The organism is Frigoribacterium sp. AP1 (assembly GCF_056680555.1).
In genome coordinates, this window is the sequence record NZ_CM155288.1 from 2,474,463 (window position 1) to 2,498,458 (window position 23,996).

At 71.7% G+C, this 23,996-nt stretch carries 18 protein-coding genes; 8 read left to right on the plus strand and 10 right to left on the minus strand.

The annotated features are described in order from the left end of the window. Nucleotides 1-235: 235 nt before the first annotated feature. Nucleotides 236-2,263 carry a M3 family metallopeptidase gene (locus AC1MBW_RS11850; protein WP_480024597.1) on the minus strand — a complete coding sequence of 676 codons (2,028 nt, stop codon included), beginning with the start codon at nucleotides 2,261-2,263 and terminating at the stop codon, nucleotides 236-238. A gap of 34 nt (nucleotides 2,264-2,297) precedes the next feature. Here AC1MBW_RS11850 and AC1MBW_RS11855 point away from each other — a divergent pair, with 34 nt between their 5' ends. Then, a complete protein-coding gene (locus AC1MBW_RS11855) occupies nucleotides 2,298-3,116 on the plus strand; it encodes a methyltransferase domain-containing protein (RefSeq protein ID WP_480024598.1) in 819 nt (272 codons plus the stop codon). Between the two features lie 109 nt (nucleotides 3,117-3,225). On the opposite strand, the gene AC1MBW_RS11860 is transcribed toward AC1MBW_RS11855, so the two are convergent. Together AC1MBW_RS11860 and valS are read right to left on the minus strand one after the other, a co-directional pair. Further along, nucleotides 3,226-3,483: a hypothetical protein gene (locus AC1MBW_RS11860; RefSeq protein ID WP_480024599.1), complete on the minus strand. Its 258-nt coding sequence runs from the start codon at nucleotides 3,481-3,483 to the stop codon at nucleotides 3,226-3,228. Further along, nucleotides 3,483-6,113, minus strand: a complete 2,631-nt coding sequence (gene valS / locus AC1MBW_RS11865) for a valine--tRNA ligase (protein WP_480024600.1) — start codon at nucleotides 6,111-6,113, stop codon at nucleotides 3,483-3,485. Before valS ends, AC1MBW_RS11860 begins: the two co-directional genes overlap by 1 nt. Nucleotides 6,114-6,358: 245 nt before the next feature. Between valS and proP the strand changes: the two genes are divergently transcribed. After that, on the plus strand, nucleotides 6,359-7,900 hold the full coding sequence (proP, locus tag AC1MBW_RS11870; RefSeq protein ID WP_480024601.1) for a glycine betaine/L-proline transporter ProP: 1,542 nt from the start codon (nucleotides 6,359-6,361) through the stop codon (nucleotides 7,898-7,900). A 103-nt stretch (nucleotides 7,901-8,003) separates the two neighbouring features. Here the strand turns inward: proP and AC1MBW_RS11875 are convergent, their stop codons facing one another. From AC1MBW_RS11875 to AC1MBW_RS11890, 4 genes are read right to left on the minus strand one after another with little or no spacing between them, the layout of a single operon-like run. Continuing rightward, complete coding sequence (locus AC1MBW_RS11875) at nucleotides 8,004-9,734, minus strand: dipeptide ABC transporter ATP-binding protein (protein ID WP_480024602.1); 1,731 nt, start codon at nucleotides 9,732-9,734, stop codon at nucleotides 8,004-8,006. Further along, nucleotides 9,731-10,627 carry an ABC transporter permease gene (locus AC1MBW_RS11880; protein ID WP_480024603.1) on the minus strand — a complete coding sequence of 299 codons (897 nt, stop codon included), beginning with the start codon at nucleotides 10,625-10,627 and terminating at the stop codon, nucleotides 9,731-9,733. Before AC1MBW_RS11880 ends, AC1MBW_RS11875 begins: the two co-directional genes overlap by 4 nt. Continuing rightward, nucleotides 10,624-11,574 carry an ABC transporter permease gene (locus AC1MBW_RS11885; protein ID WP_480024604.1) on the minus strand — a complete coding sequence of 317 codons (951 nt, stop codon included), beginning with the start codon at nucleotides 11,572-11,574 and terminating at the stop codon, nucleotides 10,624-10,626. Before AC1MBW_RS11885 ends, AC1MBW_RS11880 begins: the two co-directional genes overlap by 4 nt. Before the next feature lie 4 nt (nucleotides 11,575-11,578). Beyond that, nucleotides 11,579-13,216 (minus strand): ABC transporter substrate-binding protein, encoded by a 1,638-nt coding sequence (locus tag AC1MBW_RS11890; RefSeq protein ID WP_480024605.1) that lies wholly within the window; start codon nucleotides 13,214-13,216, stop codon nucleotides 11,579-11,581. A gap of 123 nt (nucleotides 13,217-13,339) precedes the next feature. Here AC1MBW_RS11890 and AC1MBW_RS11895 point away from each other — a divergent pair, with 123 nt between their 5' ends. Continuing rightward, on the plus strand, nucleotides 13,340-13,972 hold the full coding sequence (locus AC1MBW_RS11895) for a TetR/AcrR family transcriptional regulator (RefSeq protein WP_480024606.1): 633 nt from the start codon (nucleotides 13,340-13,342) through the stop codon (nucleotides 13,970-13,972). Here AC1MBW_RS11895 and AC1MBW_RS11900 read toward each other — a convergent pair. After that, a complete protein-coding gene (locus tag AC1MBW_RS11900; RefSeq protein ID WP_054145965.1) occupies nucleotides 13,969-14,478 on the minus strand; it encodes a GtrA family protein in 510 nt (169 codons plus the stop codon). The genes AC1MBW_RS11895 and AC1MBW_RS11900 overlap by 4 nt on opposite strands. Nucleotides 14,479-14,763: 285 nt before the next feature. On the opposite strand from AC1MBW_RS11900, the gene AC1MBW_RS11905 reads away from it, so the two are divergent. After that, entirely contained in the window at nucleotides 14,764-15,969 is a 1,206-nt protein-coding gene (locus tag AC1MBW_RS11905; protein ID WP_480024607.1) for a hypothetical protein, read from the plus strand. Between the two features lie 15 nt (nucleotides 15,970-15,984). On the opposite strand, the gene AC1MBW_RS11910 is transcribed toward AC1MBW_RS11905, so the two are convergent. Next, complete coding sequence (locus tag AC1MBW_RS11910) at nucleotides 15,985-16,965, minus strand: cation diffusion facilitator family transporter (RefSeq protein WP_054145967.1); 981 nt, start codon at nucleotides 16,963-16,965, stop codon at nucleotides 15,985-15,987. Nucleotides 16,966-17,291: 326 nt separating this feature from the next. Here AC1MBW_RS11910 and ileS point away from each other — a divergent pair, with 326 nt between their 5' ends. From ileS to ndk, 4 genes are all read left to right on the plus strand, one after another. Beyond that, nucleotides 17,292-20,585, plus strand: coding sequence for an isoleucine--tRNA ligase (ileS, locus tag AC1MBW_RS11915; RefSeq protein WP_480024608.1), 3,294 nt, complete (start codon nucleotides 17,292-17,294; stop codon nucleotides 20,583-20,585). Then, nucleotides 20,582-21,988 carry a bifunctional folylpolyglutamate synthase/dihydrofolate synthase gene (locus tag AC1MBW_RS11920; protein ID WP_480024609.1) on the plus strand — a complete coding sequence of 469 codons (1,407 nt, stop codon included), beginning with the start codon at nucleotides 20,582-20,584 and terminating at the stop codon, nucleotides 21,986-21,988. The genes ileS and AC1MBW_RS11920 overlap by 4 nt, the downstream gene beginning before the upstream one ends. Then, the gene (locus tag AC1MBW_RS11925; RefSeq protein WP_054145969.1) at nucleotides 21,985-22,413 is read left to right on the plus strand and encodes a DUF4233 domain-containing protein; all 429 of its coding nucleotides are present in this window, start codon (nucleotides 21,985-21,987) and stop codon (nucleotides 22,411-22,413) included. The genes AC1MBW_RS11920 and AC1MBW_RS11925 overlap by 4 nt, the downstream gene beginning before the upstream one ends. A 70-nt stretch (nucleotides 22,414-22,483) precedes the next feature. Beyond that, nucleotides 22,484-22,900 (plus strand): nucleoside-diphosphate kinase, encoded by a 417-nt coding sequence (gene ndk / locus AC1MBW_RS11930; protein WP_054145970.1) that lies wholly within the window; start codon nucleotides 22,484-22,486, stop codon nucleotides 22,898-22,900. 93 nt (nucleotides 22,901-22,993) lie between these two features. Here the strand turns inward: ndk and AC1MBW_RS11935 are convergent, their stop codons facing one another. Further along, nucleotides 22,994-23,917, minus strand: a complete 924-nt coding sequence (locus AC1MBW_RS11935; protein ID WP_054145971.1) for a DsbA family protein — start codon at nucleotides 23,915-23,917, stop codon at nucleotides 22,994-22,996. Nucleotides 23,918-23,996: the final 79 nt, after the last annotated feature.

Consider the following 23,996-nt stretch of genomic DNA (forward strand, 5'->3'; position numbering starts at 1 on the left):
GGCTCGCAGGCCGCACGGTACGACGAACGCCCCCGCTCCACGAGTGGGGGCGTTCGTCGTCCCGAGCGCGCGCCCTGGTGTGCGGGGCCTGGATGACCGCAGCGGCGGGCCGGGCGCCACGACACCGTGTTTCGTGCATGGCACCCCGACTAGTCCGGGTGCCATGCACGAAACGGGGGTGCGGTGCAGTGCGGTGCGCGCCGAGCCCGAGCAGCAGTTCGCGGCCAGCCCGCCGTCAGGCGAGGCCGCGGCGCGCGAGCAGGGGCTCGACCCGGGCGTCCCGACCGCGGAAGTCGCGGTAGGCCTCGAGCGGGTCCTTCGAGCCGCCGACGCCCAGCAGCCGGGAGCGGAACCGGTCACCGTTCTCGCGGGTGAGCCCGCCGTTCTGCTCGAACCACTCGACCGTGTCGGCGTCGAGCACCTCGCTCCAGATGTACGAGTAGTAGCCGGCGTCGTATCCGCCCGAGAAAGTGTGGGCGAAGTACGTGCTCGAGTAGCGGGTGGGGACCGACGCGAGGTCGAGGCCCACCGCCGCCAGCGCCTCCTGCTCGAACGCCTCGACGTCGGTGACCGCCGCCGCCTCGGCCGACGACAACGCGTGCCACGCCTGGTCGAGCAGCGCCGCGGCGAGGTACTCGCTCGTCTCGAAGCCCTGGTTGAACCCCTGCGAGGCGATGAGCGCGTCGACCAGCGGCTGGGGGAGGCGTTCGCCGGTCTCGTGGTGCACGGCGTAGTTCGCGAGCACCTCGGGCCAGAGCATCCACATCTCGTTCACCTGGCTGGGGAACTCGACGAAGTCGCGGAAGACGTTCGTGCCCGAGAAGCTCGGGTAGGTCACCCGGGCGACGAGACCGTGCAGGGCGTGCCCGAACTCGTGGAAGAACGTCGTCACCTCGTCGAGCGTCAGCAGGGTCGGCTGGCCGGCCGGCGGTTTCGGCACGTTGAGGTTGTTGACCACCACCGTCGGCAGTCCGGTCAGGGCGGACTGCGAGACGAGCGGGTTCATCCAGGCGCCGCCGCGCTTGCTGTCGCGCGTGTACAGGTCGAGCACGTAGAGGCCGACCTCGGCGCCGTCGGCGTCGGTCACCTCGAAGACCCGCGCCTCGGGGTGGTACGCGACCAGGTCGGGGCGCTCGGCGAACCGCAGGCCGTAGAGCAGCCCCGCGGCGAAGAAGACGCCGTCGTGCAGAACGCGCTCGGCCTCGAAGTACGGGCGCATGGCGGCCGTGTCGACGTCGTGCTTCTCGGTGCGCACCCGTTCGGCGTACAAGGCCCAGTCCGAGGCTCGGACCGGCCGCCCGGCGACGCGCTCGAGCTCGGCCTGTTCGGCGCGCGCGTTGCGGGCGGCAGGAGGCGCGAGTCGCCCGAGCAGGTCGGCTACCGCCTCGGGGGTGCCCGCGGTCTCGCCCGCCGTGACGTAGGCGGCGTGCGACCGGAACCCGAGCAGCTCGGCCCGCTCGGCGCGCAGGCGGGCGATCTCGAGCACGAGCTCGCGGTTGTCGTGGTCGCCGCCGCAGCGTCCGCGCGAGAGCGACGCCTGCATGATCCGCTCGCGCAGCGCCTCATCGGTCAGGCTCGCCAGGTAGGGGTGGCCGCTGAACAACACGAGGGTGATGACGTAGCGCCCCTCGAGTCCACGCTCTCGGGCTGCCTCGGCGGCGGCGGCGATCGCCCCCGGGTCGAGTCCGTCGAGTTTGGCGACGTCGTCGACCACGACGGCGAGGTCGTTCGTGTCGGCCAGCAGGTTCTTCTCGAACCGCGTCGTCAGGGTCGAGAGCCGGCCGTTGAGGTCGCGCAGGCGGTCCTTGTCGTCGTCGCCGAGGGCAGCCCCCGAGCGCGTGGCCTCGGCGACGAGTCGCTCGACGAGGTAACGCTGCTCGGCGGTGAGGTCGAGGGCGTCCCGACGCTCGTGCACGCTGCGGAGCCGGGCGAAGAGACGCGGGTCGAGGCGGATGGCGTCGGCGTGTGCCGCGAGCCGTGGGGCCAGCTCGAGTTCGAGGGCGTCGGTGGCCTCGGTCGAGTCCGACGAGGTCTTGTTGAAGAAGACGTGCTCGACGCGGGTGAGCGTGGCGCCGCTGCGTTCGAGGGCGGCGACCGTGTTCTCGAAGGTCGGCTCGGCCGGGTCGGTCGCGATGACCTCCACCTCGGCCAACTGCTCGGCGAATCCGGCCTCGAACGCGGGGCCGTAGTCGTCGTCGGTGATGCCCGCGAACGGCGGCAGCGAGTACGGCAGCGTGCTGGGGGAGAGGAACGGGTTCGTCATCAGCCCACACTAGGAGGCGCGCTAGGGTCGCCGCATGAGCGAACGCCCGGAGACGCCCGCCCGGTACACCCACGGCCACCACGAGAGCGTGCTGCGCAGCCACTCGTGGCGGACGGTCGAGAACTCGGCCGCGTACCTCGAGCCGCACCTCGTGCCCGGGGTCAGCGTCCTCGACGTCGGGTCGGGGCCGGGGACCATCACCGTCGACATCGCCGGACGCGTCGCGCCCGGTCGGGTGATCGGCATCGACGCCGCGGCCGGCATCGTCGAGCAGGCGACGTTCCTCGCGGTCGAGGCCGGCCTGCACAACGTGCAGTTCGAGACCGCCGACCTGTTCGCCCTGCCGTTCGACGACGACGCGTTCGACGTCGTCCACGCGCACCAGGTGCTCCAACACGTGGGCGACCCGGTGGCCGCCCTGCGCGAGATGCGTCGGGTGACCCGCCCCGGGGGAGTCGTGGCCGTCCGTGACGTCGACTACCACGGCTGTGTCTGGGCTCCCGAGAACCCCGGTCTGGACCGGTGGATGGACGTCTACCAGGCCGTGCACCGCGGCAACGGCGGCGAACCCGACGCCGGGACGCGCCTCAAGGGCTGGGCGCTCGAGGCGGGCTTCGTCGAGGTGGCGAGCAGCGCCTCCGTGTGGTGCTTCGCCTCGGACGAGGACCGCACCTGGTGGGGTGACAGCTGGGCGGCCCGGGCGACGGAGTCGGCGTTCTACGCCGACGCGATCGAGAAGGGTGCGGCCACGCACGACGAGCTGTACGCGATCGCCGACGCCTGGCGCACCTGGCGCGACGCCCCCGACGGCTGGTTGATCATGCCGCACGGCGAGCTGCTCGCCCGCGCCTGACCGCGACCAGCAGCCGGCGACCAGCGGTCGGCGAGTGATCGAGAAGACACGACATGCCGCTCACCCCCAGAGGTGAGCGGCACGTCGTGACATCTCGGCCGACGTGGCGCTAGTCGTCGTCGCCCTCGGCGTCGACGGGCTCGTGGATGCGGGCCTCGCCGGTGACGGCGTCGACCCGGATGACCGTGCCGTCGTCGAGCTCGACGACGGGACGGTGCTCGAGCCAGGTCAGCGTCCAGCGCCACGAGGTCGCGTCGACTCGCTGGTCGGCGAGCTCACGCTCGACCTGGGCGACCGCACCGAGGACGGGAGCGGGCAGCTCGGCCGGAGCCGCGCCTCCCACGCTCCACCGCGTGCCGAGCTGCATCAGGCACCCGCCGTCGGGGCCGGAGCGGCGCCGGCACCGGCGTCGGCCGGCACCTCGGCGAAGACGATGTCACCGACCGCCAGCTCGTCGCCCTCGGCGAACGACAGCTCGGCGATCTTGCCGACCGCCGCGAGGTCACCTGCCGCGAGCTTCACGAGCTCGAGCTGGGCCGAGGGGCCCGTGATGACGGCCGAGGCCACCGGGGTCTTCTGCGAGGCCTTGGCGTCGGACTTCGCCCGCCGGACGAAGATCAGTGCCTGCCCGACGAGCCCCACGAGACCGGACGAGGTCTCGCCCTCGGTGAGGCCGAGCTCGTCGACGGTCGGCCACGCGGCCCGGTGCACCGAGTCGTCGTGCGTCCAGGACCAGACCTCTTCGGTGGCGAACGGCAGGTAGGGCGCGAGCAGACGCAGCAGGCCCTCGAGCACCGTGCGCAGCGCGAGCACGGCCGAGGCCTGCTCGGCCGGCGTGGTGGCACCGTAGGCGCGCTCCTTCACGAGCTCGAGGTAGTCGTCGCAGAACGTCCAGAAGAACTTCTCGGTCGTCTCGAGCGCCCGGGCGTGGTCGTAGCCCTCGAGCGCCTCGGTCGCGGTCTCGATCACGGCGGCGAACGACGCGAGCAGGTCGCGGTCGAGCGGCTGCGTGATCTCGAACTCGCCCGAGGGCAGCTCGAACGAGTAGACGAACTTCGCCGCGTTGAGCACCTTGATCGCCAGACGGCGGCCGATCTTGATCTGCTTGGGGTTCTGCGGGTCGAACGCCGCGTCGGTGCCCAGTCGGCTCGACGCCGCCCAGTAGCGCACCGAGTCCGAACCGTGGTCGTCGAGCATGGCGGCCGGGGTGACCACGTTGCCCTTCGACTTCGACATCTTCTTGCGGTCGGGGTCGACGATGAAGCCCGAGATCGACGCGTTCTTCCACGGCACGGTGCCCGACTCGAGCTGTGACCGGAGCATCGTCGAGAACAGCCAGGTGCGGATGATGTCCTGACCCTGGGGGCGCACGTCGTACGGGAACACGAGGTCGAACAGCTCGGGATCGCGCTCCCACCCGCCGGCCAGCTGCGGGGTGAGCGACGAGGTCGCCCACGTGTCCATCACGTCGACCTCGCCGACGAAGCCGCCGGGCACGCCCCGCTGCGACTCGTCGTAGCCGGGTGCCGCCTGGGACGCCGGGTCGATGGGCAGCTGTGCCTCGGTGGGCACGATCACCTGGTCGAAGACCGGGTTGCCGTCGCCGTCGAGCGGGTACCAGACCGGGATCGGCACGCCGAAGAACCGCTGGCGCGAGATCAGCCAGTCGCCGTTGAGGCCGTTGACCCAGTTGTCGTAGCGGACGCGCATGAAGTCGGGGTGGAAGGCCACCTCGCCGCCGCGCTCGAGCAGCGAACCCTTGAGCTGCTCGTCGCGGGCACCGTTGACGATGTACCACTGGCGGGTCGAGACGATCTCGAGCGGCTTGTCGCCCTTCTCGAAGAACTTCACGGGGTGCGAGATCTTGCGGATCTCACCCACGAGCTCGCCCGACGCGGTCAACTGCTCGACCACGGACTGCTTGGCGCTGAACACCGTCTTGCCGGCCAGCTGGGCATAGGAGGCGCGCCCCGCCTCGGACGTGATCGCCTCGGGGGCCTCGCTGACGAAACGACCGTCGAAGCCGATCACGGCGCGGTTCGGCAGCTGCAGCTCGCGCCACCAGACCACGTCGTTGGTGTCGCCGAAGGTGCAGACCATGGCGATGCCGGAGCCCTTGTCGGGCTGGGCGAGGTGGTGGGCCACCACGGGCACCTCGACGTCGAACAGCGGCGAGCGGACGGTCGTGCCGAACAACGCCTGGTAGCGCTCGTCGTCGGGGTGTGCGACGAGGGCCACGCAGGCCGGCAGCAGCTCGGGCCGCGTGGTGTCGATCAGCACGTCGCCCTGGCCGTCGGTGCGGTGGAAGGCGAGCTTGTGGTAAGCCCCGGGCATCTCTTTGTCCTCGAGCTCGGCCTGGGCCACGGCCGTGCGGAACGTGACGTCCCAGAGCGTGGGCGCGTCGGCCTGGTAGGCCTCGCCGCGGGCCAGGTTGCGGAGGAAGGCCTTCTGCGCGATGGCCTGCGAGTCGTCGTCGATGGTGCGGTAGCTCTGGGTCCAGTCGACCGAGAGGCCGAGCTTCCGCCAGACGTCCTCGAACTGCTTCTCGTCCTCCACCGTGAGGCGCTCGCACAGCTCGATGAAGTTGCGACGCGAGATCGGCACCTGGTCGGCGGCCTTCGACGACTTGTTGTCGCCACCCTCGAAGGGCGGGGTGAAGTCGGCGTCGTAGGGCAGCGACGGGTCGCAGCGCACGCCGTAGAAGTTCTGCACGCGACGCTCGGTCGGCAGGCCGTTGTCGTCCCAGCCCATCGGGTAGAACACGCGCTTGCCGCGCATGCGCTCGAAGCGGGCCTTGACGTCGGTGTGCGTGTAGCTGAACACGTGGCCGATGTGGAGGCTGCCCGAGGCGGTCGGCGGCGGGGTGTCGACCGAGAACACGGAGGCGCGGGTCGCGTCGGTGCGGTCGAAGCGGTAGGTGCCGTCGGCTTCCCAGACCTGACCCCAACGGGCCTCGAGTCCTTCGAGGGCGGGCTTCTCGGGCATCGCTGACGTCATGGTCTTCTCCGGTTCTGTGGACGGCACCGTGTCGGTGGGGAGGTGCCTGGTTGTGGGACTCCGACCAGTGTACGCACCCTCGCGAGGGCTCCTCGGGAGCCGCCACCGCGCCTCCTGCAGGGCTGCGGTCACTGCACGCCTGCGCACGCTGCACTGGTACTGACATGGCGGTTCTGCTAGGCTCGCGGGGTTTTGCCGACGCTGGGGTCGACTGCCACCGCCCGACGACCTGGAGGCCTCATCCGATGTCAGCCAAGAAGAACGACAGCAAGAAACCCGCCCGCCGGAAGCTCACCACCGACGACGTGACCGTCGTCGAAGAGGGGCTGCTCAAGCGCGCGGTCAGTGCCGCCGCCCTCGGCAACGCCATGGAGTGGTTCGACTTCGGCGTCTACGCCTACATCACGACGACGATCGCCCAGGTGTTCTTCCCGCCGGGCAACGACGCGTTGAACATCCTCTTCACCTTCGGCACCTTCACCGCCGCCTTCATCGTGCGCCCGATCGGCGGCGCGTTCTTCGGCCCGCTCGGTGACCGCATCGGCCGCCAGAAGGTGCTCGCCCTGACGATGATCCTCATGGCGGCCGGGACGCTCGCCATCGGCCTGATCCCGTCGTACGCGACCATCGGCCTCTGGGCGCCCGTCCTGCTGCTGCTGGCACGCCTCCTGCAGGGATTCTCCACCGGTGGCGAGTACGGAGGCGCGGCCACGTTCATCGCCGAGTACTCGCCCGACAAGCGCCGCGGCTTCATGGGCTCGTGGCTCGAGTTCGGCACGCTCGCCGGCTACGTGCTGGGTGCCTCGCTGGTCACCGGCCTGCAGCTCGGCATGAGCGAGGAGGCGCTGCTCGCCTGGGGCTGGCGCATCCCGTTCCTGATCGCCGGGCCGCTCGGACTGATCGGGCTCTACCTGCGCCTCAAGCTCGAGGAGACGCCGGCGTTCCAGAAGCAGCAGGAAGAAGCGGCCGGGCGCGAGCACGTCAAGGTGCCGTTCGTGAAGCTCTTCGCCGAGAACTGGCGTGCGCTGATCGTCTGCATCGGCCTCGTGCTGGTCTTCAACGTGACCGACTACATGCTGCTGTCGTACATGCCGACCTACCTCACCAACACGCTCGGCCGCAGCGCGACCTCGGGGCTGCTGCTCGTGATCGTCGTGATGGTCCTGATGATGATCGTCATCACGTTCAGCGGGCGACTGAGCGACCGGTTCGGGCGGCGCCCGGTTCTGTTCGCCGGCTGCATCGGATTCCTGGTGCTGTCGTGGCCGGCCCTCAAGCTCGTGCAGTCCGAGAGCACGCCCCTCGTGTTCGTCGGCCTGCTGGTGCTCGGCCTGGTCCTCGTCACCTTCACGTCGACCATGCCGTCGACGCTGCCCGCGTTGTTCCCGACGATCATCCGCTACGGCGCCCTGGCCATAGCGTTCAACGTGTCGGTCTCGCTGTTCGGCGGCACCACGCCCCTGGCCACCGAGGCGCTGGTCGTCTGGGCCGAGGGGAAGGACTTCTCCTGGGCCCACGACATCCCCGCCTTCTACCTGATGGCCGCGGCCGTGATCGGCCTCGTCGCCGTGTGGTTCACGAAGGAGACGGCCAACGAGCCGCTGCTCGGCTCGGGCCCGTCGGTCGCGACCGACGACGAGGCGCGCGAATTGGTCGAGGCCTACGCCGACGAGTCGAGCGAGGTCGCGAAGTCGGACTGGGCGCTCGAGTGGGCGCAGTCCGGGCTGATCGACGTGGTCGACCCGAAGGCCGCCGAGGCCGACGCCGCCCGCCGCGCCCGTCCCTGATCTCACCCGCCGCGTTCGAGACATCACGACGTGCCGTTCACCCTCGGAGGTGAGCGGCACGTCGTGTCATCTGGCCGGGCCGGGCCGGGCCGGTCGGGCGGGGCTAGGGGCGAGCGGCGAGCAGAGCGCGGGTGTGGGCGTGCTGCGGGGCGCCGAACACGTCCGCCGTGCGGCCCTGCTCGACGATCCGGCCCTCGTGCATCACGGCGACCCGGTCGGACATGTGCTCGACGACGTCCAGGTCGTGCGAGATGAAGACGTAGGCGAGCCCGTCCTGCCGCTGCAGCTCGTCGAGCAGGTCGAGCACCTGGGCCTGCACCGAGACGTCGAGCGCCGAGACCGGCTCGTCGCAGACGATCACGCGGGGCCGCGGTGCGAGGGCCCGGGCGATGGCGACGCGCTGACGCTGGCCTCCCGACAGCGTGTCGGGTCGTCGCGCGGCCGTGTCGGCGTCGAGACCGACGCGCGCCAGCAGGGCGACGACCTCGGTCGCGACCGGCCGGAGGCGCGTGCTGCGGCCGGCCGTCAGCGCGTCGGCCAGCAGGCGACCGACGGTGAAGCGCGGGTCGAACGAGCTCGAGGGGTCCTGGTAGACGGCCCCGAGGTCGCCACGGCGGGGACGGCGATCGCGCTCGCGCGCCGGGGCCCAGGTCGTGCCGAGCAGGTCGACCGTCCCTGCGTCGGGGTCGTCGAGTCCGAGCAGCAGACGAGCCGTCGTCGTCTTGCCCGAGCCCGACGCTCCGACGAGGCCGAGCGTCTCGCCGGCCCGCAGCGAGAGCGAGACGTCGTCCACGGCGACCCGGTCCGGCCCCCGGCGCCCCGCGAAGACACGGCGCAGGCCCGTCGCCACGAGGACGGGGCCGTCGGGGGGAATCGTCGACGCGGCCGGCGTCGACGAGCCGCGCGCGCCTCCTGGTGGGGGTGCGTCGGAGGCGACCGGCGTCGTCGACGCTCGCGCGCCTCCTGCGTTCGGGCCGTCGAGCGTCACGGGGGCGGACAGGCGCCGACCCCGCGGGGCACCACCCGGCAGGGCGGCCAGGAGCATGCGCGTGTAGTCGGCCTGCGGCGAGTCGAGCACGGTCTCCGTGGGGCCCTGCTCGACGACGCGCCCGTCGCGCATCACGACGACGCGGTCGGCCAGGCGGCGCACGACCCCGAGGTCGTGGCTGATCGCGAGGACGGCCGTGCCCCCGTCACGCAGGGCGGCGAGCCGGTCGACGACGAGGCGCTGCACCTCGGCGTCGAGGGCGGTGGTCGGTTCGTCGGCGACGATCACGCCGGGCCGCAGGGCGAGGGCCGCGGCGATGAGCGCCCGCTGCCGCAGCCCGCCCGAGAGCTCGCCCGACCGCAGGCCGCGGCGCACCTCGGGGTCGGGCATGCCGACCTCGGTGAGGACCTCGAGCACCCGGGCCCGACGGGCGGTCGGCGAGAGTCGCGTGTGCAGGCGCAGGGCGTCGTCGATCTCGCGGCCGACGGGTCGCAGGGGGTCGAGCGAGACCAGGGCGTCCTGCAACACGAGCCCGATGCGCGGGCCACGCAGCCGGCGCCAGCGGCGCTCGGTCAGCGTGAGCAGGTCGTCGTCCCCGAGTCGCAGGGCGCCGGCCTTCACGGTGCCGCCGGTCAGCCCGAGCACGGCCCGGGCGGTCACGCTCTTGCCCGAGCCGGACTCGCCGACCAGGGCCACGCACTCGCCGGGCCGCAGCGAGAAGGACACGTCGTCGACGGCGGTCACCCCGTCGAACGCGACGTGCAGACGGTCGACGACGAGGTCGTCCGAGGAGGCGCGGTGGGGGTCGCCGAGAGCGGCGCCGGTCGGCGGCGGTTCCGTGGTCATCGCCGTCCTCCTCGTCCCCGTCGCGCCAGACCGCGCCCCAGCACCGTGGCCGACGCGGCCGTCACCACGACGGCCAGCCCCGGGAAGACGGTCATCCACCAGGCGACCGCGAGGTACGTGCGCCCGGCCGAGAGCATCGCACCCCACTCGGGCGCCGGGGGTGGCGACCCGAGTCCCAGGTAGCTCAGCGACGAGGCCCAGACCACGGCCTGGCCGAGGCCCAGCGTGGCGAGTACGACGACGGGGGCGAGGGCGTTCGGCAGCACGTGGCGCAGCAGCACGACGCCGGGACGGCGCCCGAGCACGGTCGCGGCCTCGACCATCGGCGACCGGCGGACGGACGCCACCTGGCTGCGGACGATGCGGGCGTACCCGGGGGCGGTCGCGAGGCCGACGGCGATCGTCGCCGGCACGGCCCCGGGCCCGGTGAACGCGATGACGACGAGCGCCAGCAGCAGGCCGGGCAGGGCGAAGAGGACCTCGAGCACGCGACTCACGCCCGCGTCGGTCGCCCGGCCGACGAGGCCGCGACCGCCGAGGCCCGCCAGGACGCCGAGCGCCACACCCAGCCCCGTGCCGATCAGCGTGGCGACGAGCCCGATCGTCAGCGAGGCACCGGCCCCGTGGACGACGCGGGTCCACACGCCTCGCCCGGACTCGTCCGTGCCGAACGGGTGCGCGGGCAACGGGCCGGTGAACGCGTCGGTCGGCGACACGGCGAGCGGGTCGGCGGGGGCCAGCAGGTGCGGTGCGACCGCCATCGCGACCACGAGCAGCAGCAGAGCGGCCGCGACGAGTTCCGCCGGGCCGAGCGGCAGGCGCCGCCGGGCGACCCGGGACGAGAAGGCGCGGGCCGGGTCGGCGCCCCGGGGCAGGTCGGGCAGCGCGGTCATGCCGCGCGCCCTCTCGGGTCGACGGCGCGCTCGGCCAGGTCGCCGAGGGCGACCACGACGACGTAGGCGAGAGCCGAGACGAGGGCGACACCGGTCACGAGCGGGATGTCGCGCAACGTGACCGCCCCGAGCAGGGTGCGGCCGAGGCCCGGGCGCGCGAAGACCGACTCGACCACGACGGCGCCGCTGAGCAGCGAGCCGAACGCCCAGCCCGACAGGGCGAGCCCGGGCAGGGCCGCGTGTCGGAGCAGGTGGCGGACGAAGAGCCCCGACGGGCTCTCGCCCCGGGCACGAGCCGAGAGGGCGAACGGGGTGGCCGCGGCGTCGAGGAGCGAGTCGCGGGTGACCTGGCCGAGGAACCCCGCGACGGGGATCGCGAGCGTGACGACCGGCAGGACGAGCCCCGCGGGGGTGCCCGTGCTCACCGGGGGCAGCAGCCCGAGCTCGGTGCTGAGGACCAGGATCAGCAGGCTGGCCAGCCAGAAGTGCGGCACGGCCGAGGCGACGACCTCGAGCCCGGACGACACCGCCGAGGCGACCCGGCCGCTGAGGGACGCCCACCAGGCCGTCGCGATCGCCAGCAGCCAGGCCACGACCAGGGCCAGCAGGGCGAGGCCGATCGTGCCCGGCAACTGGTCGAGCAGCAACCGGCCGACGTCGGTGCGCAGCGAGTACGAGGTGCCGAGGTCACCCCTCGCGAGTCGACCGAGCTGCGCGAGGTACTGGACGAGCAGCGGCTGGTCGAGGCCGTACTGCCGGCGGACCGTGTCGAGGGCCTCGGCCGACGCCTGCGACCCCGGACCGCCGAGGATCGCCTCGGCCGGGTCGCCGGGTACGAGCCGGATGGCGAAGAAGATCAGCGTCGCGACGGCCCAGAGCACGAAGACCGCACCGAGCAGGCGGCCGACGAGCCACCGACCCGCCCGTCGCCACCGCCCCGGACGCACCCGGTCAGCTCGCCTTGTACGCGTCGTACATCGTCGGAGCCTGGACCGTCGGCAGGGCACGGACGCCCTGGACGGCCGAGCGCACCAGGTAGTGGTTCTGCTGGTCGTACAGCGGCAGGACGTGCCACCCCTCGAGGATCATCTGCTGCGCCTGCTGGTAGAGGTCGGCGCGCTCGTCGGCGTCGCTCGTCTCGGAGGCGCGGGTCAGGAGGTCGTCGAGGGCCGGTTCGCTCGTCTGCGACAGGTTGGCGAAGTAGCCGCTCGGGGCCGGGGTGATGCCGTCGCTGTCGTAGAGGATGCGCAACACGTCGGGGCCGACCTTCGTGTACGGCGCGCTCACCAGGTCGTACTCGTTCGCGGCGAGGGCGCCGTACCAGCTCGAGAGGTCGAGGGGCTCGAGGGTGACGTCGAAGCCGAGATCCTTCGCGCCGGCCTGGACCTGCTCGAACAGCGACTGCTCGGCCGGGATCGACTGGTTCGTGCTCACCGGGAACGTCGCGGCGAGGCGCACGCCGTCCTTCGTCCGGTACCCGTCCGCGTCGCGGGTGGTCCACCCGGCCCGGTCGAGCAGGTCGTTCGCCGCGTCGGTGTCGACGTCGAAGAGCGACTCGTCGGAGAACGCCAGCGGCTCGACGCTCGACAACGGGCTGTAGGACCGCGTCGCCGTGCCGAAGAACAACGAGTCGATGCCCGAGTCGACGTCGACCCCGCGGATGAACGCCTCGCGGACGCTCGGGTCGTCGAAGGGCGCCTTGCCGGCGTTGAGCTCGATGCGGTTGGAGGCGCCCGGGCGCGGGGCGTCGATCTCGTCGAGCGAGTCGTCCTTCGCCGCGGCGACGAGGGTGTCGGGCTGCGCGTTGTCGATCACGTCGACCTGGCCGGCCTGCAGCGCGGCGTAGCGGGACGCCGAGTCGGGGATGAACCGCCAGACGATCTCGTCGAGGTACGCGGGCCCCTGGTGCCCGGCGTCGGCCGGGGGCGAGGCGTAGTCGTCGTTGCGGGTGAGGACGACCTGCTGCTGTTTGGTCCACGAGTCGACCACGAACGGGCCGGTGCCGACCGGCGACTCGCAGTTGACCTCCTGGCTGCGGGTCAGGGCCTCGGGCGACTCCATCGCGAGCCAGGGCTGCGAGAGGGACTCGAGGAGGGCGCTGTCGGGCTCGCTCAGGTTGAAGCGTGCCGTGCGGGCGTCGACCGCCTCGACGCCCGTGACCTTGCCGAGGGCGAGGTACCCGGTCGACGACAGCGTCGTGGGGTCTTGGAGGTGGGCGACGTTGGCCGCCACGGCGGCGGCGTCGAACGGCGTGCCGTCGGTGAAGGTCACGCCGTCCTTCAGCGTGAAGGTCCAGCTGAGGCCGTCGGAGGCCTCTTGCCAGGAGTCGGCCAGCCACGGCACGATGTCACCGTTCGCGTCCTTCGAGACGAGCGACTCGAGGTACTGCGTCGACACGAGCGCCTGCGGGTAGTTGCCGCCCACGTGGGGGTCGAGGCAGGTCGGCTCGGCGTCGCCCGAGGCGTAGGTGAGCGTGCCCCCGGAGACCGGGGTGGAGGAGACGTCGGGGTCGCCCCCGCTCGTGCAGCCGGCGAGCACGAGGCTCGCGACGGCGGTGGCGGCGATCAGGACGGGCAGGCGGCTGCGCATGGGGCTCCGGGCGTGGGGAGTGACGGGACGTCGGGTGTGATCCGACGACGCCGAGGAAGAGGACGACATTCGTGGACCGGGTGCAACAAGTGCGCCGTCGAGTCTAGCGGCATGATGGTGGCCATGTCAGATGGACCAGGCCCGACCCGCACCCGGCGGCCGGTCGGCCGACCTCGCCGCTCGTCCGCCGAGATGCTGGCCGACGCGGCCGCCGAGCTGTTCCTCGAGAACGGATACGCCGGGACGACCGTCGACGACATCGCCCGCCGGGCCGGCGTCAGCCGCGGCACCTTCTTCAACTACTTCGAGGCCAAGTCCGACCTCTTCTGGCTCGACCTCGACCGGAGCCTCGCCGATCTCGGGGACCTGCTGCGCGCCTCCTCGGGGCTCTCGCCGGTCCGGGCCGTCGAGGCGGCGCTCGTCGCGCTCGCCGAGGGCCACGACCCCGAGCGCGTGCCCTGGGCACTGACCCAGTCCGAGGCGATGGCCCTCGGCGACGACCTCGTCGCGTCGGCCGCCGTCCGGTTCGTGCGCCAGCAGGGGGTCGTCGCGTCGTACGTCGCCGAGCGCTCGGACCGCGATCGGTCGGATCTCTCGTCCCAGGTCGTCGGATCGGCCCTGATCGCCGCCGCGGCGGCTGCGATCGCCACCTGGGCTCGTGCCGGGGTGTCGCGGGGCCCCCTCGGGCCGGTCGTCGCGGCGGCCGTCGGGCCCGTCGCGGACGGGCTCGACGCCCGGGAGGCGCGCTCGGCCTAGACGGTGGGTGTCGGCGACGTCGAGGGGGACGTGGGCGAGAGAACGTCGACGAGCTCGGCGCGCTTCGGGAAGACCCACTTGTTCATGGCCCAGTAGCGGAAGACCATGGCGAGCATGGTGCCTATGATCGGGCCGCTGACGAAGTCGGCGATCTCTTGTGTGGCCAGCGACACGTTCGGCACCTCGAGGCCGAGGCCGTATCGGGACAGGTAGGCGGGGGCCGAGTTGATGGCGACGCCGACGAGGCTGACGATCACGAACAGCAGCATCTCGTGGGCGGTGTGACGCTCGCTCCGGTCGTCGAACGACCACTTCTTGTTCATCCAGTACGAGAAGACCGTCGCGACGATGATGCCCAGCGCGAGGGCGGTGACCGGGTGCTGGGGGATGACGAACAGCTTGAGCCCGTAGTTGATCACCATGGTGATCACGAAGCCGATGCCCCCGACGACGAGGAACCGCGCCGCGGAGGGGTGCTCTCTGATGAGCTTGATGACTGCTTGCACTGCATCACGGTAGCCGAGAGCGTCATGAAGTGGCTGGAAGCGACCACGGGATGCGTCACAAATCATCCCCCGAACGAGAGGGTGAGCCCGCGCGACGCCGGAGGAGTGAGGCGGTCTCACACTCGCGGATGACATCTGGTCACGGCCTGGTCACGGCGTGAGGAATCGTCGTCAGTCCTGGCTAACGTCGTGCTCGTCGGACCGGGTCACCGGGACGACGACCGGTCGCCCCGGGGTGGGTCAGGGCGACCGGTCCACCCTGACTCACGGAAGAGGACACCACTCATGAAGAAGACCGTGTCGACCGCCACCGCGCTGTCGACGGCCATCGTCATCGCCCTGGGGGGCATCGCACTGAGCGGACAGGCGGCCTCTGCGGAGTCGCTTCCGATCGAGCAGGAGGCGGCGGTCACCCCGTCGGTCACCGCGCCGGTGGTCGAGGCGGTGGAGGAGCCCCCGGGCATCGTCGGACCCGCCGAGCAGCCCGTCCCCGGCGCCGATCAGCTCGTGGAGCCTGCCGTGGAGCCCACGGTCGAGCCGGTGGTCGGTCTCGATCCGACGGACGACGAGCTGCCCGAGACGATCGACGCGACCACGGTCGTCCCTCCCGCCACCGCCGGCGTCGTCGCCCGGGCCGCGGCCTTCTCCGTCGCGAGTCCGCAGCAAGGTGCCGTGTACCCGGCCCTCGGCTACGAGCTCGTCATCGACACGACCGAGGCGCTCGTCTCGTACGAGCTGTTCGACTCGGCCGGAGAATCGCTCGGTGGCGAGTTCGAGGCGCAGGGTCCGCGTGTCTCGCGGTACGTCCACCTCGACGACGACGCGCCGGCCGACCAGTCGGTGACCGTGGTCGTGCAGGACGAGCGCGGTGTCGTGATCGGGTCCGAGATCCGGTCGTTCCGGGTGGAGGTCCCGACCTCGCCCGCCGTCGCCATCAGCTCCCCTCGTCAGGGTGAGGTCCTCCGGACGCCGTCCACGACGTGGCCGGGTGGCGGCTCGTTCGTCCTCGAGGGCACCGCGGTGGCGGGCTCGTGGCTCCACTACTCGTACGAAGCGCTGTCGGCGCAGACCGGATGGGGAAGCGACTACGACGCCCCGGTCGTTCGATCCGACGGTACCTGGGCCATCGCCGACGGCCTGCCCTACGGCTCGTGGCGGGCCACGGTGCAGCAATACGTCGGAGTCGGGGACCCCGCCCTCGGGGGCGAGGCGCAGCCCTCACTGAGTCGCCTGTCGGCACCGGTGACCGTCGAGTTCACGCTGGCCGCGCCCGTGGTCACGGCTGCTCCGACCGAACCCGCTGCCGTGCCGGTCACCGTGCGACCGGCGGTGGTGGGCAGCACCCGCGTCGTCGCCGCCGCGCACCGCTCCGACCTCGCCTTCACCGGCCCGTCCGAGACGGCGCCGTGGGCGGGTCTCACCGGCATGGTGCTCGTGGGTCTCGGGGTGGCGACCGTCTTCGTCGCCCGGCGCCGCGCCTCCCGGGGCTGAGCCGCCGCGCGGCCGTCAGCGACGAGCCGGGTCGGATGCCCTCCGGGGCGTCAGGCTCGGCTCGTCCGGCGTGGAGAGGGTGAGCACGGCTTCTTCGACCGCGTCGTGGTCCTCGAGCTCTCGCTCGACCCTGCGGAGTGCCACCGCGACGTGCTCTTCACGGTCGTTGCCGGTCATGTCGACCGCTGCGACCAGGTAGAGCCGGCCGGGGCCCACGAACTCGGTGTGCAGATACGTCACGCGAGCGATCTCGGGGCGGGCCAGGAGGCGCTCGAGGACGGTCGACTCGAGTTCGTCCGACGGGCTCTCGCCGACGAGGAACCGCCGGTTGCGGTCGACCAGCACGAGAGCCACCACGCCGAGCAGCACGCCGACGGCGATCGACCCGATCGCGTCGAACACCGCCGACCCGGTGATCTGGTGCAGGAAGATCCCGAGGAACGCGATGAGGAGTCCGACCAGCGCGGCCGCGTCCTCGGCGAAGACGGCCCGCAGGGTCGAGTTCGAGCTGCGCAGGACGAAGCGCAGGGTCGGCGCGCCCCGCTCGCGGGCCGAACCCCTGGCCTGGCGGAAGGCCTGCAGGAACGACGTTCCCTCGAGCGCGAATGCGATCGCGAGGACGACGTAGTTGATCAGGTAGTTCTCCGCCTCCTCGTCGGCGGTCAACTGCGAGATGCCGTGCTGGATCGACACGACGGCGCCCACGGTGAACAGGCCGAAGGCGGCGAACATCGACCAGACGTACGTCTCCTTGCCGTAACCGAGAGGGTGCGCGTCGTCCCGGCGCTTGATGCCGCGCTTGTCGGCGATGAAGAGGAAGACCTCGTTGCCCGTGTCCGCCCACGAGTGCGCCGACTCGGCGACCATCGAGGCCGACCCCGTCAGGAACGCGGCGACCGTCTTCGCGACGGCGATCAGCAGGTTGGCGAGGAACGCCACGATCACGGTGACCGTGCTCTCGGGCTTGGCCGGCGATCCGGACGGGGTGGAGGACATGGCCTCGATCCTGCTCCTCGGGACGGCCTCGCGCCTCCCCGGCTCTGACGGTAGGATCGACCACGCATCGATCCGGCCATCACCGGGGAGCACCCGGAAGAAAGCGACCGGCGGGCCACGGCCCGGTGGTCGTCGGTAGAACCGGGCGGGGCAGGCCCGTCACAGCCGCAGCAGAGCGGTCGCGGTCGCCGTCCGAGAGGGCGACGACGGCGGCAAGCGGGGTGGTACCGCGTCACCCGGGTCAGGCACCCGGACGGCGTCCTCGTGGTCAGAAGGTCCCTCGGCCAGTGCAGCGGGGGCGACCCACCGCACGACCTGGAGAACCGATGACCTACCCCAAGGGTTCCGACGCCACCGGCGTCCCCGCCTCGCCGCGATTCCCCGAGATCGAGACCGGCGTCCTCGGCTTCTGGAAGCGCGACGACACCTTCGCCGAGTCGATCCGGGCGCGCGAGGGCTGCGACGAGTGGGTCTTCTACGACGGCCCGCCGTTCGCCAACGGCCTGCCGCACTACGGACACCTCCTGACGGGCTACGCCAAAGACGTGTTCCCGCGGTACCAGACCATGCGCGGCAAGCAGGTGCACCGACGCTTCGGTTGGGACACCCACGGGCTGCCCGCCGAGCTCGAGGCGATGCGCCAGCTCGGTCTGACCGAGAAGCACGAGATCGACGACATGGGCATCGACGTGTTCAACGCCGCCGCCCGCAAGTCGGTGCTGCAGTACACCGACGAGTGGCAGCAGTACGTCACCCGTCAGGCGCGCTGGGTCGACTTCGACCACGACTACAAGACCCTCGACGTCGACTACATGGAGAGCGTCGTCTGGGCCTTCAAGCAGCTGCACGACAAGGGCCTCGCGTACGAGGGCTTCCGTGTGCTGCCCTACTGCTGGCACGACCAGACCCCCCTGTCGAACCACGAGCTGCGCATGGACGACGACGTCTACAAGAACCGACAGGACCAGACGGTCACCGTCGCGTTCCCGCTCGTGGGCGCCAAGGCCGAGGCGCTCGGCCTGACCGGCGTCGAGGCGCTGGCCTGGACGACCACCCCGTGGACCCTCCCGACCAACATGGCGCTCGCCGTGGGGCCGGCCATCGACTACGTGGCCGTGCCCCACGCCCTGTTGCCGGGCGAGCGCACCGGTGACCAAGAGCTGCTGACCGGCAGCGTGTTCCTGCTCGCCGCCGACACGCTCGGCGCCTACGCGCGTGACCTGGGCTACGAGTCCGCCGAGGCCGCCCAGTCCGCCGTCACCGCGACCTTCACCGGCGCCGAGCTCGAGGGCGTCGAGTACGACCGCATCTGGGACGTCTACGCCGACACCGAGGAGTGGGGCACCGAGAACGCCTGGCGCATCCTGGCCGCGGACTACGTCGCCACCGGCGAGGGCACCGGCATCGTGCACCAGGCCCCGGCCTACGGCGAGGACGACCAGCTGGTCTGCGCCGCCGCCGGCATCCCCGTCATCGTCTCGGTCGACGACGGGGGGCGCTTCCTGCCGATGTTCGACGAGCTGGGCGTCGCCGGCCTGCAGGTCTTCGAGGCCAACAAGCCGTTGGTGCAGCGCCTCCGCGCCGACGGCCGCCTGCTGCGCCTCGCCAGCTACGAGCACAGCTACCCGCACTGCTGGCGCTGCCGCAACCCCCTGATCTACAAGGCGGTGTCGAGCTGGTTCGTCCGCGTCACCGAGTTCCGCGACCGCATGGGCGAGCTGAACCAGCAGATCACCTGGGTGCCCGACAACGTCAAGGACGGCCAGTTCGGCAAGTGGGTCGGCAACGCCCGCGACTGGTCGATCTCGCGCAACCGCTACTGGGGTTCACCGATCCCGGTGTGGAAGAGCGACGACCCCGCCTACCCGCGCGTCGACGTATACGGCTCGCTGGCCGAGATGGAGGCCGACTTCGGTCGACTCCCGACGAACGCCGACGGCGAGCCCGACCTGCACCGCCCCTTCATCGACGAGCTCACCCGCCCGAACCCCGACGACCCGACCGGGCAGAGCACCATGCGCCGCATCGAGGACGTCCTCGACGTCTGGTTCGACAGCGGCTCGATGCCGTTCGCCCAGGTGCACTACCCGTTCGAGAACCAGCAGTGGTTCGACGAGCACAGCCCCGCCGACTTCATCGTCGAGTACATCGGTCAGACCCGCGGCTGGTTCTACACGCTGCACACGCTGTCCACCGCGCTGTTCGACCGCCCGGCCTTCTCGAACGTCATCAGCCACGGCATCGTGCTCGGCTCCGACGGCCAGAAGATGTCGAAGAGCCTGCGCAACTACCCGGACGTCAGCGAGGTGTTCGACCGCGACGGGGCCGACGCCATGCGCTGGTTCCTCATGTCGAGCTCGGTGATCCGCGGCGGCAACCTCGTCGTCACCGAAGAGGGCATCCGCGAGGGTGTCCGACAGTTCCTGCTGCCGCTCTGGAGCACCTGGTACTTCTTCTCGCTCTACGCCAACGCCGCGTCCGGAGGCGCGGGTCGCCACGCCGCCCCCGGTTACGACGCGCAGTGGCGAACCGACTCGAGCGACGTCCTCGACCGCTACCTGCTGGCGAAGACGCGCCTCCTGGTCTCCGACGTCGAGGCCGCGCTCGACGCCCTCGACACGCCGCGGGCCACCGCGACGCTGCGCGATTTCGCCGACGTGCTGACCAACTGGTACGTCCGTCGCTCGCGCGACCGGTTCTGGTCGGGCGACGACGTCGACGCGTTCGACACCCTCTTCACGGTGCTCGTGACCCTCACCCGGGTCGCGGCCCCGCTGGCCCCGCTCGTCGCCGACGAGGTCTACAAGGGCCTCACCGGGGACCGCTCGGTGCACCTGACCGACTGGCCCGACGCCTCGGCGTTCCCGGCCGACGACGCCCTCGTGGCCGCGATGGACGCCGTCCGGGCCGTCGCCTCGAGCGGTCTGGCCCTGCGCAAGGCCCAGGGGCTGCGCGTCCGGCTGCCGCTGGCCCGCCTGACGGTCGTCACGCCCGATCCGGCCGGCCTCGAGGCGTTCGCCGACATCCTCCGCGACGAACTCAACGTCAAGCAGGTCGTCGTGACCCGCCTGACCGAGGAGAGCCTCGGCGAGTACGGCGTCACCCGGAAGCTCACCGTCAACGCCCGGGTCGCCGGCCCCCGCATCGGCAAGCAGGTGCAGCAGGTCATCCCCGCGGCGAAGAAGGGCGACTGGCAGCCCGCGGGCGAGAACGTCGTCGTCGGCGGTGTCGAGCTGCTGCCGGGGGAGTTCACCCTCGAGCTGGCGGTCGCGGACGCGTCGAGCGCCCTCGCCTTCGTCGGCGACGGCGGCTTCGTGCTGCTCGACACCGCGACCACGCCCGAGCTCGAGGCCGAGGGCCTGGCTCGTGACCTCGTCCGCGCCGTCCAGCAGGCCCGCAAGGTCGCCGACCTCGACGTGTCCGACCGCATCACGACGACGCTCACGACCGACGCCGTCGCGGCCGCCGCCGTCGAGGCACACCGCGAACTGATCTCTCGCGAGACCCTGACCACCGAGCTGATCGTCGACGTCCACGAGGGCGTCGACGAGAGGCCCGAGAAGACCGTCGTCGGATCGGGCCCCGGCTCGGCCGTCGTCGTGGAGGTACGACGCGCATGACCCCCGAGAAGAACGACCGTGCCGGCGAACCCGCTGACGACCGCGGGGGCGAGTTCGCGGTCGGGGCGCAGCGTGTCTCCGACGAGCTGACGGCGCGCATCGGCGAACAGGCCCCGCAGCCCCGGCTCGAACCGACCCGGCGCGCCGTCGAGCTGCTCGGCGACCCGCAACGGGCGTACCCGGTGATCCACCTCACGGGCACCAACGGCAAGACGTCGACCAGCCGCATGATCGAGAGCATCCTGCGGGCGCACGGCCTGCGCACCGGCTTGATGACGAGCCCGCACCTCGTCCGCCTCAACGAGCGCATCGTCGTCGACGGCGAACCGATCAGCGACGAGCGCCTGGTCGCCAACTGGGACGACATCCAGCCCTACCTGACCATGGTCGACACCGACCTCGAGGCCTCGGGCGAACCCGCCCTGACCTTCTTCGAGGCCCTGACGGTGCTCGCCTTCGCCTGCTTCGCCGACGCCCCCGCCGACGTGGTCGTGCTCGAGGTCGGCATGGGAGGCGAGTGGGACAGCACGAACGTGGCCGACGGCCAGGTCGCCGTCTTCACCCCGATCGCGCTCGACCACCAGAACCGACTCGGCTCGACCGTGGCCGAGATCGCCCGCACCAAGGCCGGCATCGTCAAGCCCACCGCCGCCGTCGTCTCGGCGTCGCAGACCCCCGAGGCCCTGGCCGAGCTGGAACGAGCCGTCGAGCTGAGCGAAGGGTCGCTCGCGGTCGAGGGAAGCGCCTTCGGCGTCGAGTCGACCACCGTCGCGGTCGGCGGCCAGGTCGTCACCATCCGCGGGCTCGCCGGCCGCTACGACGACCTCCTGTTGCCGCAGTTCGGTGACCACCAGGCCCAGAACGCGGCCGTCGCGGTCGCGGCCGTCGAGTCCTTCCTCGGCGGCGGGTCGCAGCCGCTCGACCACGAGGTCCTGGCCGAGGGCCTCGCGAGCGCGACCTCGCCCGGTCGCCTGCAGATCGTGGCCAACGAGCCGACGATCCTGGTCGACGCCGCGCACAACCCGCACGGCGCCCGCGCCCTGGCCAAGGCGCTCGACGACTACTTCCAGTTCGGCGGGGTCGTCGCGGTGCTCAGCGTGCTCGCCGACAAGGACGCCGCAGGCATCGTCCGAGCCTTGGCGCCCACGGTCACCCAGTTCGTCGTGACCAGTTCGCAGTCCGACCGGGCGATCGACGCCGACGAGCTCGCCGCCATCGCGGTGGGCGTCGTGGGTGCGGACCGCGTCGTCGTCGAGACCGACCTCGTGGCGGCGCTGCGCACGGCGCGCGACCTGGCCGACGAGGTCGAGGGCGACGAGCCCGGCGGGGTCGTCGTGACGGGCTCGATCACGCTGGTCGGCGACGTCATCGCCCTCTCGCAGCAGCCCGAGGGGCTCTCGTGACGACCGCGCCGCCCCCCGCCGCAGCCGGCCCCGGCCCGGGTGGGCGATCGCGTCACCCGCGCCGACGTCGCGGGGCGGCCGAGAGCCTGCTCTCGATCGTCCTCGTGCTCGAGGCCATGACCCTGTTCTTCGTCACCCTCGTGGTGTTCGGTCGGCAGCTGCTGCCGGCCGGCGTCGCCTGGGGCGGTGGCCTCGGCGCGATCGTGCTGACGCTGCTCATCTCGCAGACCCTGCGCTGGCGCTGGGGGGTCGGCCTCGGCTGGCTCGTCCAGCTCGGCCTGGTGGCCTGCGGGTTCCTCGACCCGGTCATGTTCGTCGTGGCCGCCCTCTTCGTCGCGATCTGGACCTACTGCCTCGTCAAGGGCACGCAGCTCGACCGCATGAACGCCGCCCGGCTGCGCGACGCCCCCGGCGACGGGGCCTGAGCCGGCACCCACCGACCCGTTCGCCGGGCGTCCGCCCGCGAGCCACCCGCCACCCACCGAAAGAGGAGCAATGTCCGATCTCGAAGAAACCCTCGTCCTCGTCAAGCCCGACGGCGTCGCCCGTGGCCTGACCGGCGAGATCCTGCGCCGCATCGAGGCCAAGGGGTACTCGCTCGTCGACGTCCGCCTCGTGCAGGCCGACCGCGACCTGCTCGCGAAGCACTACGAGGAGCACGTGGGCAAACCCTTCTACGAGCCCCTCGTCGAGTTCATGCAGAGCGGCCCGACGGTCGCGCTGCGGATCGCGGGCAACGCCGTCATCACGGGCTTCCGCTCGCTGGCCGGCACGACCGACCCCACGACCGCGGCTCCCGGCACGATCCGGGGTGACCTCGGCCGCGACTGGGGCCTGAAGGTGCAGCAGAACCTGGTGCACGGCAGCGACAGCCCCGAGAGCGCCGCGCGCGAGCTGGCCCTCTGGTTCTGAGCCACCCGCCGGCGTGACGCCGGAGACCACCGAGCCCGCGCCTCCTGATCGACTCAGGAGGCGCGGGCTCGGTCGTGTCGACGGCTCGCGTCGTCAGGGGGTCGGCGTCGCCGTCGAGCCCTCGGTCTCACCCGTGCTGGTGTCGTCGGTCGAGGCGCCGTTCTGCACCTCGGCGACGAACTGGGCGAAGGTGCTGGCATCGGTCAGCGAGCCCTGGTACTGCTGGCCGTTGACCAGGACGAGCGGGGTGCTCGCGAGCTTGTCGAGCGACGAGTTCGGGATCGGGTCGTTCAGCGCCCGCTGGGTGGCCGAGGCGACCCAGTCCTCGAAGTCACCGCCCTTGATGCACGAGGGGATCTGGTCGTCGGTCGCCCCGGCGCCCTGCACCAGGGTGACGAGCTCGTCGTTCGTCAGGCCCCGGGTGTTCTCCTCGGGCTGCTGCGCGAACAGGGCCGTGTTGACGTCGAGCGCCTTGTCGGGCTCGTAGTTGGCGACGCAGGCGAAGGCGTTGGCGGCCCGGGTCGAGTACCGGCTGCCCTGCGAGGCGTTGTCGAGGAACCCGATGGGGTGGATCGCCAGCGTCGCGGCTCCGCTCGACACGGCCTCGTCGAGCTGCTGGGCGTTCGTCGTGTCGAACTGGCCGCAGAACGGGCACATGTAGTCGAGGTAGACCACGATCGACGGCACGTCACCGGAGGCGCTCGGGGCCGGGGTCGGTGTCGCGTCGGCCGCGAGGGCGCCGCTCGGGACGGCGGTGACCGCCCCGTTCGAGCCTTCGAGCACGAGGCCGTCGCTCGCCATGTTCGCGGGGCCGGGACCGGCGGGCTTGATCGACTGTGTGATGACGAGGGCGACGATCGCGAGGACGGCCACCACGCCGACGACCAGGCCGCCCTGCAGGAGCCACTTGTTGCGTCGGCGCCGTCGGGCCTCGGCCTCACGGGTGATGCGGGCCTTCTCGCGGGCCGCCTCTCGGCGTTCCTTCTTGCTGGCGGGGGAGTCGGTGGGTGGCGTCATCAGTCCTCGTCGTGGCTCGGGGGTCGTCGGACCAGACTGGCGAGGCCGTCCTGGATTCTGCTGGGAGCACCCTGAGTGC